We start from the raw sequence: 10,202 nt of genomic DNA, 5'->3' as shown, positions 1-10,202 counted from the left end.
TAAACACTTTAACTCTGTGATTAAATATATTTACACAACAAAAACAGAGCCTGTAAAAAACAGATTATCAATTAGCTAAAATGTATTTTAGAAAACAATATAGCACGCAGTCACATTATAGTGTCATATTATACAAAACGCCAATACGGTACATAGGTTAATACTGCAATATAAAACTTCTCCTCAATACTTCTTTCATCCCTCCGAAATATAGTAGGGATGGCTACAATAAATATACCATTGTTTTCATCCCTTAATTAGTATAAATTATCCACAACTGAGCCCGGCCCCCTGGCTTAAATCTTACTTAATGAGATGATTGTTATGGCTGGGCCTTCTTATATTCGAACTATGAAAATTACAACGCTGTGACTGAACCAGTCAAAGTTCATAAAGAATATGACAGACTAGTCGATCTATTACAATTTCGAGATATATACCCGTTATCTTTCAAGTTGCCTCTTTGTTGGCTGCGCTCACTCACCCCGGTCACATAGTTATCTATGCTCCCGGGGATTCGCTCCCTTGCCGTCGCGATGCATCTTGAAATCCATAGGGTATAAATATTACTGCTCAAATACAGGAATGATATTCTTGCTAGGTTAGGTATTCCCCCAGGAAATGGCCCAATATTACAGAACTGGCTAAGTGCAATGAATGTACTTAGGAATCTATGCGCACATCACTCCCGGATTTGGAATAAAGTTAACGAACCAAAACTAAAGCCACTACCAAATCATCCTTTTTTTAATAAATTAGGATTAACTGATGATTCCTATGAAAGAATGTACGGCATGATTGCTATATTATGGTTCTTGATTAAAGAGATAGTCCCAAGTTCAAAATGGATATCCACTGTAGCAGACTTAATAGATAACAAGCCAGAACTACCCGGATGCAATTTAACAGCAATGGGGCTACCTAATAATGATGGATTCCCCCGAGTATTATTTGATATAGAGTGATCAAGAATAGAACTGATGATGGTGGATTACTTATTTACAATGACTCTACTGATAACAAGAACATTAGTAATAAGAAAAAAGATCTTATTCAGATCTTTCTCCCGTCAATATTTCGGTAGAAATTTTAAGTTTCGGCGGGCTAGCGCGCTTATTTGCCGCAGTCTTTTTCGATGTCATGAATTAAATCATCCTCATCGTTAAAACGCGCATTCATTGAGCTTCTCGCCTCATTCATAGCCTCAACAGTAACTCTGTTAGGGATTTTCTTGATCTCGAAAGGTAGTGCCTTTTCTTTAGCCACCATCGTTACAGCAATGCGTAAAAAGTCAGACATTTTAACCCCAATATCGGCTAAAACATCGGTTGCCTCTTGCTTAATTACCGGGTCTATGCGTGTACGAACATAAGTTTCAATACCCATTTAATACCTCGTACATGCTGATTTTTGTAGTACTATCGTAGGGTTGAGTTGAGATATTACCTTTCAGTGACAATCTCAATAGGCTTAACAATCAATACACCGTACCTCAAAAAGTCAAAACCTGATAAAACGCCAATAACCAAACGATAACGAAAGAAAATACACCCGCGATAATATCATCCAACATGATGCCTAATCCGCCATGAACATAGCGATCAAACCAGCGAATTGGCCACGGTTTCCACATATCCAGAATACGGAACACTATAAAACCGGTCAAAACCCACTGCCAGTTAACCACAGGGATTGCCATCAATGTGATCCACATACCGATAAATTCATCCCAGACAATACTACCGTGGTCATGAACCTTCATATCATCAGAAGTACGCTGACAAATCACTATGCCGCAAAAAAAACCGATAATAATAACCAACCAGCAAATCCATTCCGGCAACTGAATCAGTAATAACCAGAATGGAATAGCCGCTGCCGATCCCATTGTCCCCGGCACAACCGGCGACAATCCACTACCAAAACCTGTCGCTAATAGATGCCAGGGATTACTCATCCGTAAACGGCGCTTTGCCTTATCCATGTGCTTCCTCGGTAATAAAGTGATCGAACCCTTTCAGATCTAATTTAATCTCTTTATTATTACTGTAATAACGAACTCCCTCCGATTCCGCCATAATCTGTCCAACACAGCTAAAACTAGCACCGGTATGCGCCAACGCAATTTCCAACGCACCACGATTTCTCTCGGGGACGGTAAAACATAATTCATAATCCTCCCCGCCACTCAAAGCCCACATCAAAGCTTGTTGTGGTTCAACATATTGTTTCATCGCATCAGAGTAAGGAATCGCATCCAGATTTATTCTGGCTCCACATCGGCTGGCTTTCAGAATGTGACTCAAATCGGAAATCAAACCATCAGACAAATCAATAGCTGATGTTGCCAAGCCACGTAGTGCTTGCCCTTGCAAAATACGAGGTTGCGGCCTGAGATGGCGCTGAACCAACCAGTTGTGGGATACCGGATCAGAAATTTGCAGACGGTTTTGTAACAGGGCCAAACCTGCCGCACTATCACCCAACGATCCACTCACATAAATCCAATCGCCATTTTTTGCGCCAGTACGCAGTAACGCCCTGCCTGCGGGAACCAAACCATGAATCGTCAACGTCAGACTCATCGGGCCACGCGTAGTGTCACCACCAATAAGCTGCATACCGTAATAACGCAATTGCTCAAACAGACTGTCACTGAAACTACTCAGCCAGCGTTCATCCACTTCCGGTAATGTTAACGCCAATGAAAGCCAGGCAGGATCAGCGCCGACCGCAGCCAGATCACTAAGATTCACAGCGAGAGATTTGTAAGCTAAATCTTCAGGGGAGATATCAGGTAAAAAATGAATGCCTGAAACTAAGGTATCCGTACTAACCGCCAATTGTTGTTTATCGGCCAACGTCATCAGTGCGCAGTCATCGCCAATACCTAAATTTACATCACGCCGGTTAGTCTCCTGGCGATCAAAATAACGTGCAATGAGGTCAAATTCGCCACATGCCATAATAAAATCCCAAAAATTACTGATGATCATGAACATAAGGCCGGTATCCCGGCCTTACAAATCATCGTCTACGGCGGGAAAAACCCGACAGGCAGTCGCTTATCTTTTTCTGCGTACTGCCGGAGCAGATTTATCCAATACTCCGTTCACGAATTTGTGACTATCTTCAGCACCGAAGACTTTTGCCAATTCGATAGCTTCGTTAATAGCCACTTTATAAGGGACATCATCACGATAACTTAGTTCAAACATAGCAATACGCAAAATGGCTTTTTCTACCTGACCTAACTCTTCGAGCTGACGGGAAAGATAAGGAGCCATCAAAGCATCCAGCTTAACTGCATTCACAGCTACTCCTGACAGCAATTCACGAAAATAGGTTACGTCAACACCAGTGACGTCCTGCTCCGACAGAAACTGTAATTCAACATCAGCAATGCTATTGCCAGATAATTGCCATGAATATATAGCCTGAACAGCGCACTCACGAGCACGACGACGAGCAGCAGGTTTCACAAGATTCCCCTTAATTAAAACTAAAATCAGCCTTTAATGGCATTAATTACATTGACCATTTCCAGTGCGGTTAATGCAGCTTCTGCACCTTTATTACCCGCTTTGGTTCCAGCGCGCTCAATCGCCTGTTCAATGCTTTCTGTAGTCAGAACACCAAATGCCACTGGGATTTCACTGGACATCGCCACATTAGACAGACCAGAACTGCATTCACCAGCAACGTACTCAAAATGAGCGGTACCACCACGGATAACTGTACCTAGCGCGACAACGGCGTCATATTTACGGGTTTCGACCAATGTCTTCACTGTCAATGGTAACTCGTAAGCACCAGGAACCCAGACAACAGTGATATTCTCTGAGGCAACCTGACCGATACGTTCAAGCGCATCTACTGCGCCGCTTAACAGACTGTCATTAATGAAGTTGTTAAAACGCGCAATGGCAATCGCCACACGAGCTTGTGGAGCTGCAACAACACCTTTGATTACGTTCATAGCCTTCCTCCTATCTGTTGATATCCGCAGGGGGGCGGATTCTATCATATTCTTTCGTTAGCCGCGCCTGCGGATTTAGCAACAGAGCATAAAAACAAGCAAACTAACTCATACTCACCTATTCAGTCAGTATACAGGCCGCAAGCGTAGACGAAGATCAGGTCCAACTTGCTGAACATCAAAAATGTCAAATTCCGGCGCCTCTGCCAGATTTTTGAGTTCAGGAATAGTAAACAATCCACAAGCCGTATCACCTAACACTTTTGGCGCAACGTAAAGAACCAGTTCATCCACCAACCCTAAAGTTAGCAATGCCCCCGCCAGCAATGCCCCGCACTCAGTCCAGACCGTATTAATCTGGCGCTTCCCCAATTGCATCATCAATGACACTAAATCTACTCCAGCACCATGAGCAGGTAACAGTATCTGTTCTACATTTTCAGATAATCCATATTCATCTGCTTTAGTGCGAGCCAGCCAACAATAACCGGGCTGTTGTATCACCTGATGCTGAGGACCAACACGATTCTGACTGTCAACAATAACACGTACCGGTTGACAAAGATTCTCCTCAGGATAAACCGCCTGAGTTTCCGCATCCAATTCACTCCAACGAACCGTCAAGTGAGGATCATCAGCCAGAACAGTGCTACTGGAACTCAGAATCGCGCTACATTGAGCACGAAATTTTTGCACATCATAGCGAGCTTGAGGTGATGTAATCCATTTACTTTCGCCAGAAATCAACGCCGTTCGCCCATCAAGAGAAGAAGCCATCTTCAACTGAACATACGGGAACCCAGTACGCATCCGCTTCAAAAATCCCCGGTTGAGAGATTCAGCTTCTTCCATCATCAGCCCATGTTCTACTGCAATACCAGCCTGTTGCAGCTTATAAAGCCCCCTTCCTGCTACCTGTGGATTAGGATCTTGCATCGCCGCAACCACTCGGCTAACGCCAGCCGCAATCAACGCATCGGCACAAGGCGGTGTTTTACCGTGATGACTGCATGGCTCAAGCGTAACATAAACAGTTGCGCCTTTAGCTTTATCTCCGGCCATCCGTAAAGCGTGAACCTCAGCATGTGGCTCGCCAGAACGTAGATGAAAACCTTCCCCAACAATCTGTCCATCACACACAATCACACAACCGACGTTAGGATTGGGTGACGTGGTAAAGCGCCCTTGACGCGCCAATTCCAAGGCGCGCGCCATATATTTTTTATCGTTATTCATTGACTTAACCTTGCAATTTAGCAATCTCTTCGCCAAATTCACGAATATCTTCAAAACTGCGATAGACAGAAGCAAAACGGATATAAGCAACTTTATCCAACTTCTTCAATTCATCCATGACCAGATTACCAATCATTTTAGATGGAACTTCCCGCTCACCGGTAGCACGCAACTGAGATTTAATATAGCTAATCGCCATTTCTACATCATCAGAACTGACCGGACGCTTCTCCAGTGCTTTTTGCATACCACGGCGCAACTTCTCTTCATCGAACGGCTCTCGGATATCGTCACTTTTTATTACTCTAGGCATAACCAGCTCAGCCATTTCAAAAGTGGTGAATCGTTCATGACACTCAAGACACTGGCGCCGCCGGCGCACCTGCGAACCATCCCCTACCAAACGAGAATCAATCACTTTGGTATCAACAGCAGCACAAAATGGGCAATGCATATCTTTTCCTGATGGTTAATCCAAACTAAATTTACAGTTTATCCTTAATCTGAATAAAAAACACCCTGTCAGCCGGATACTCACAGGGTGTTTGAACAGCATCAAGGTCGAATAATTAAGGCAATAAAGATGGCTGATCAGCCCCTTCCTTCTCAACCTTTTGTTGGATCATGTGTTCACGCTTCATACCCAGTTTCAACGCTAAAGCGGAAGCAACGTAGATAGAAGATATCGTACCGATAGAAACACCGATTAACATCGCTAGTGAGAAACCTTTCAACATTGCGCCACCGAAAATATATAACATCAGCACCACCAGTAAGGTAGTTGCGGATGTCATGATTGTACGGCTCAATGTTTGCGTCAGAGAAACGTTCATAATTTCATACGACGTACCACGACGGATCTTACGGAAGTTCTCACGGATACGGTCAGAAACCACGATACTGTCATTCAATGAGTAACCGATCACCGACATCAGCGATGCCACAATTGTCAGGTCAATCTCGATATGGAACAGTGACAGAACCCCTAGCGTGATGATGACGTCATGGGCAAGGGCGAGAACCGCACCCAATGCTAAACGCCATTCAAAACGGAATCCAACATAAATCAAGATACAGATAAGCGCCGCCAGTAACGCCATTGCACCATCTTGGGCGAGCTCAGCACCAACACTTGGCCCAACAATTTCAACACGAGTAACACTCGCATCTTTATCAATGGTGTCATTAATGACCTTAATAACCTTTTTACCCAGCTCCTCGTTAGCCGCCCCCATAACCGGTGGCATACGCACCATCACATCACGGCTACTACCGAAATTTTGCAATAACGGATCTTCAAAACCCGCTTTTGCCAGGCTATCACGCATCTTATCCAGATCAGCAGATTGACTGAGTTTGATTTCGATTACCGTCCCACCGGTAAAATCGAGTCCCCAGTTAAACCCACGGGTTGCCATCACAAAAACAGAAGCTACCAATAGCAGCAACGAAATTCCGAAAGCAACGTTGTCCCAGCGCATAAAGTCATAGACTCTGCGACCGTAGTTCAATTGTTCAACAGTATAATCCTGTGCCACAACGTGCTCCTTAAATTGACAACTTCTTAATACGCTTACCGCCGTATAGCAGGTTAACGATCCCTCGAGTACCTACAATAGCAGTGAACATAGAAGTCGCGACACCAATTGACGTTGTTATCGCAAAACCTTTAATTGACCCGGTACCAACAGCATAAAGAATGACCGCAGTAATCAACGTGGTCAGGTTAGCGTCAATAATACTGGAGAAAGCCCCTTTATAGCCTTCATGTATCGCTTGTTGTACTGTCCGGCCATTACGCAATTCTTCTTTGATACGTTCGTTAATCAGTACGTTAGCATCAACCGCCACCGCAAGCGTTAGCACAATACCCGCGATCCCCGGCATGGTTAACGTCGCCCCTGGTAACAAAGACATGACACCAACAATCAGCACTAAGTTAGCCAACAACGCACTACTCGCGATCACACCGAATTTGCGATAGTAAATCACCATAAACAGAATTGATGCCATTAAGCCCCACAGACAAGCTTCTAAACCTTGTTCAATGTTTTGCAGACCAAGGGTTGGCCCAATGGTACGTTCTTCCACAATCTGAATCGGCGCAATCAGAGCCCCCGCACGCAACAGTAAGGATAACTGACGCGCTTCGGTTGCGTTGGAAAGGCCTGTGATACGGAAATTGTTCCCCAAGCGAGTCTGAATATTAGCAATGTTAATCACTTCTTCATGCTTAACTAACACTGCCCGACCATTAGCATCTTTCTTACCGCTGTCTTTATATTCCACAAACAGTGTTGCCATTGGCTTACCAACATTGTCTTTGGTGAAATTAGACATTGCTGTGCCACCGGCACTGTCCAGTGAAATACTCACCTGTGGATTACCGTATTCATCGGCATCCGAGATTGAATCTGTAATGTGATCACCGGTCAAAATAACACGCTTATATAGCACAACCGGATTACCATCACGGGTGTCTTTCACCTCAGAATCACCGGGTACACGGCCTGATGCAGCCGCGGTAGAGTCAATACTGGTATTAACCAGACGAAATTCCAGCGTTGCTGTCGCACCAAGAATCTCTTTTGCGCGAGCAGTATCCTGAATACCCGGTAACTCAACCACAATACGGTCAGCGCCCTGACGCTGAACCAATGGTTCAGCCACCCCTAGTTGATTAACACGATTACGCAGAATAGTAATGTTCTGCTGCACCGCATAAGAACGGGCTTCGCGCTGACGTTCATCACTCATCACCGCTTTCAGGGTATTATTGGCTCCAATACTGAAAACTAAATCGCGGTGACGGCCAGTAAGATAGTTTTCTGCCTCGTCACGCGCTTTTTCATCGCGGAAGCGGATTTCTACACCGTAATTATCAATTTTACGAACAGTAGAATAAGGAATACCTTTTTCGCGCAAACCAGTGCGCAAGCCATCAATATTCTGCTCTTGCAGTTTGCCTAATGCGGTTTCCATATCCACTTCCATCAGGAAGTGCACCCCACCTCGCAAATCAAGGCCCAGCTTCATTGGCTCGGCGCCAACCTTACTTAACCAGGTTGGTGTCGCTGGCGCCAGGTTCAATGCCACCACGTACTGATCGCCTAATGTGGACATCAATACTTCACGGGCACGAAGTTGAATATCGGAATTATTGAAACGAGCAAGAATCGCACCATTTTCCAGCGCAATAGATTTACTCGCGATTTGATTTTTTTCTAAAACATTATGGACTTGAGCCAGCGTTTGCTCACTGGCGGCAATACCTCGCGCGCCAGTGATTTGTACAGCCGGATCCTCACCATAAAGGTTGGGAAGCGCATAAAGCAAACCGATGAGGATCGCAGCGATCAGCATCAGATACTTCCACAAAGGATAACGGTTTAGCACGGCAGTTCCCTTCGGGAAAATCAGAAATTATAAAGCTTTCATTGTACCTTTCGGTAAAACGGCAGCGACGAAATCACGTTTAATGGTCACTTCAGTAGTATCATTCAGTGCTACAACGATATAACCCGTGTCAGAAACTTTAGTGACTCGACCAATCAAACCGCCATTGGTCATCACCTCATCGCCTTTGGAAATAGAATCCATCAGCTTTCTGTGTTCCTTGGTACGTTTCTGTTGTGGACGCAGGATCATGAAGTAGAAGATCAGGCCGAAAACAACCAGCATGATGATCAAAGAATATGGGCTTCCCTGAGCCGGTGCGCCAGCAGATGCTGCTGCTTCAGAAATAATACTCATTAAACTTCCCTCATTGTTATCAAATTCAATAGTAATCAAAAACCAGCCGCAATATGCTATACACACTGAAACCAGTCAATCACCACTTAAGTCAAATACTTAATGCCGGAACGGGTTTACCAATCCGTTGATAAAAATCTTCAACAAACTGTTCAAGATTACCTTCTTCGATAGCTTGACGGATCTTAGCCATCAGGCGCTGATAATACCGCAAATTATGGATAGTATTCAGCCTTGCACCGAGAATTTCATTACAACGGTCAAGATGATGCAAATATGCCCGACTATAATTCCGACAAGTATAACAGTCACACTGTTCATCCAGTGGCGAAGTATCCTCTTTATGTTTGGCATTACGGATTTTAATCACACCATTGGTCACAAAAAGATGACCATTACGGGCATTTCGAGTTGGCATCACACAATCGAACATATCAATACCGCGACGAACCCCTTCCACCAAATCTTCTGGTTTCCCTACCCCCATCAGATAACGCGGTTTATCCTGCGGGATTTGCGGACAGACATGTTCAAGAATACGGTGCATATCCTCTTTAGGCTCGCCTACCGCCAAACCACCCACAGCGTATCCATCAAAACCAATCTCTACCAGACCTTTTACTGAAATGTCACGTAAATCTTCGTAAACACTTCCCTGAATAATACCAAACAAAGCGTTTTTATTCTGTAATTCATCAAAACGCTTACGACTACGCGCCGCCCAACGTAAGGACATCTCCATCGAACGTTTCGCATAATCCCAATCAGCAGGATATGGCGTACATTCATCAAAAATCATGACAATATCAGAGCCTAAATCATACTGGATTTCCATCGATTTTTCCGGGCTAAGGAAAACCGGGGTACCATTGATTGGGTTACGGAAATGTACACCTTCCTCTTTGATTTTACGCATTGCGCCAAGGCTGAATACCTGAAAACCGCCTGAATCCGTCAAGATTGGACCATGCCATTGCATAAACCCATGCAGGTCGCCATGAAGTTTCATGATTTCCTGCCCTGGGCGTAGCCACAAATGGAAAGTATTGCCAAGCAGGATCTGCGCACCAGTTTCTTTTACCTCTTCCGGCGTCATCCCTTTTACCGTGCCATAAGTCCCAACTGGCATAAATGCCGGCGTTTCTACCACGCCACGCTCAAAAATCAGACGACCACGACGGGCTTGGCCGTTGGTAGTTTGTAGTTCAAATTTCACTTAACCTCCAGGCATCAG

At 44.6% G+C, this 10,202-nt stretch carries 12 protein-coding genes; 1 reads left to right on the top strand and 11 read right to left on the bottom strand.

All coding sequences use genetic code 11. The features are described 5' to 3' along the window. The first annotated feature begins 563 nt into the window (after positions 1–563). Complete coding sequence (locus OO184_RS17340; RefSeq protein ID WP_312023708.1) at positions 564–965, top strand: Abi family protein; 402 nt, start codon at positions 564–566, stop codon at positions 963–965. A gap of 148 nt (positions 966–1,113) precedes the next feature. Here OO184_RS17340 and OO184_RS17335 read toward each other — a convergent pair whose 3' ends face one another. The 11 genes from OO184_RS17335 to tgt all read right to left on the bottom strand — a co-directional run bounded on the left by OO184_RS17335 (position 1,114) and on the right by tgt (position 10,184). Further along, on the bottom strand, positions 1,114–1,386 hold the full coding sequence (locus OO184_RS17335; protein WP_139656751.1) for a type II toxin-antitoxin system RelB/DinJ family antitoxin: 273 nt from the start codon (positions 1,384–1,386) through the stop codon (positions 1,114–1,116). A 106-nt stretch (positions 1,387–1,492) separates the two neighbouring features. After that, positions 1,493–1,984, bottom strand: a complete 492-nt coding sequence (pgpA, locus tag OO184_RS17330; RefSeq protein ID WP_139656750.1) for a phosphatidylglycerophosphatase A — start codon at positions 1,982–1,984, stop codon at positions 1,493–1,495. After that, the gene (thiL, locus tag OO184_RS17325) at positions 1,977–2,966 is read right to left on the bottom strand and encodes a thiamine-phosphate kinase (RefSeq protein WP_265380240.1); all 990 of its coding nucleotides are present in this window, start codon (positions 2,964–2,966) and stop codon (positions 1,977–1,979) included. The genes pgpA and thiL overlap by 8 nt, the downstream gene beginning before the upstream one ends. A 99-nt stretch (positions 2,967–3,065) precedes the next feature. Continuing rightward, positions 3,066–3,482 (bottom strand): transcription antitermination factor NusB, encoded by a 417-nt coding sequence (nusB, locus tag OO184_RS17320; RefSeq protein ID WP_265380239.1) that lies wholly within the window; start codon positions 3,480–3,482, stop codon positions 3,066–3,068. Positions 3,483–3,508: 26 nt separating this feature from the next. Continuing rightward, on the bottom strand, positions 3,509–3,979 hold the full coding sequence (ribH, locus tag OO184_RS17315; protein ID WP_088375020.1) for a 6,7-dimethyl-8-ribityllumazine synthase: 471 nt from the start codon (positions 3,977–3,979) through the stop codon (positions 3,509–3,511). 126 nt (positions 3,980–4,105) lie between these two features. Further along, positions 4,106–5,215 (bottom strand): bifunctional diaminohydroxyphosphoribosylaminopyrimidine deaminase/5-amino-6-(5-phosphoribosylamino)uracil reductase RibD, encoded by a 1,110-nt coding sequence (gene ribD, locus OO184_RS17310; RefSeq protein ID WP_265380238.1) that lies wholly within the window; start codon positions 5,213–5,215, stop codon positions 4,106–4,108. A gap of 4 nt (positions 5,216–5,219) precedes the next feature. Next, positions 5,220–5,669 carry a transcriptional regulator NrdR gene (gene nrdR / locus OO184_RS17305; protein ID WP_036775072.1) on the bottom strand — a complete coding sequence of 150 codons (450 nt, stop codon included), beginning with the start codon at positions 5,667–5,669 and terminating at the stop codon, positions 5,220–5,222. A 115-nt stretch (positions 5,670–5,784) separates the two neighbouring features. Next, positions 5,785–6,753, bottom strand: coding sequence for a protein translocase subunit SecF (gene secF, locus OO184_RS17300; protein ID WP_265380237.1), 969 nt, complete (start codon positions 6,751–6,753; stop codon positions 5,785–5,787). 10 nt (positions 6,754–6,763) lie between these two features. Further along, positions 6,764–8,611: a protein translocase subunit SecD gene (gene secD / locus OO184_RS17295; RefSeq protein WP_265380236.1), complete on the bottom strand. Its 1,848-nt coding sequence runs from the start codon at positions 8,609–8,611 to the stop codon at positions 6,764–6,766. Positions 8,612–8,638: 27 nt separating this feature from the next. Continuing rightward, positions 8,639–8,968 carry a preprotein translocase subunit YajC gene (yajC, locus tag OO184_RS17290; RefSeq protein WP_011148038.1) on the bottom strand — a complete coding sequence of 110 codons (330 nt, stop codon included), beginning with the start codon at positions 8,966–8,968 and terminating at the stop codon, positions 8,639–8,641. A gap of 91 nt (positions 8,969–9,059) precedes the next feature. After that, entirely contained in the window at positions 9,060–10,184 is a 1,125-nt protein-coding gene (tgt, locus tag OO184_RS17285) for a tRNA guanosine(34) transglycosylase Tgt (protein ID WP_088375018.1), read from the bottom strand. Positions 10,185–10,202: the final 18 nt, after the last annotated feature.

The organism is Photorhabdus aballayi, assembly GCF_026153155.1.
Taxonomy (GTDB): domain Bacteria; phylum Pseudomonadota; class Gammaproteobacteria; order Enterobacterales; family Enterobacteriaceae; genus Photorhabdus; species Photorhabdus luminescens.
Note: the sequence above shows the minus strand (reverse complement) of the source record. Positions and strands in the feature narration are given on the sequence as shown.

Bases quoted from the DNA above. Each gene is read 5' to 3' on its own strand.
- OO184_RS17335 (WP_139656751.1), bottom strand. From the start codon at position 1,386: ATGGGTATTGAAACTTATGTTCGTACACGCATAGACCCGGTAATTAAG.
- pgpA (WP_139656750.1), bottom strand. From the start codon at position 1,984: ATGGATAAGGCAAAGCGCCGTTTACGGATGAGTAATCCCTGGCATCTA.
- thiL (WP_265380240.1), bottom strand. From the start codon at position 2,966: ATGGCATGTGGCGAATTTGACCTCATTGCACGTTATTTTGATCGCCAG.
- ribH (WP_088375020.1), bottom strand. From the start codon at position 3,979: ATGAACGTAATCAAAGGTGTTGTTGCAGCTCCACAAGCTCGTGTGGCG.
- ribD (WP_265380238.1), bottom strand. From the start codon at position 5,215: ATGAATAACGATAAAAAATATATGGCGCGCGCCTTGGAATTGGCGCGT.
- nrdR (WP_036775072.1), bottom strand. From the start codon at position 5,669: ATGCATTGCCCATTTTGTGCTGCTGTTGATACCAAAGTGATTGATTCT.
- yajC (WP_011148038.1), bottom strand. From the start codon at position 8,968: ATGAGTATTATTTCTGAAGCAGCAGCATCTGCTGGCGCACCGGCTCAG.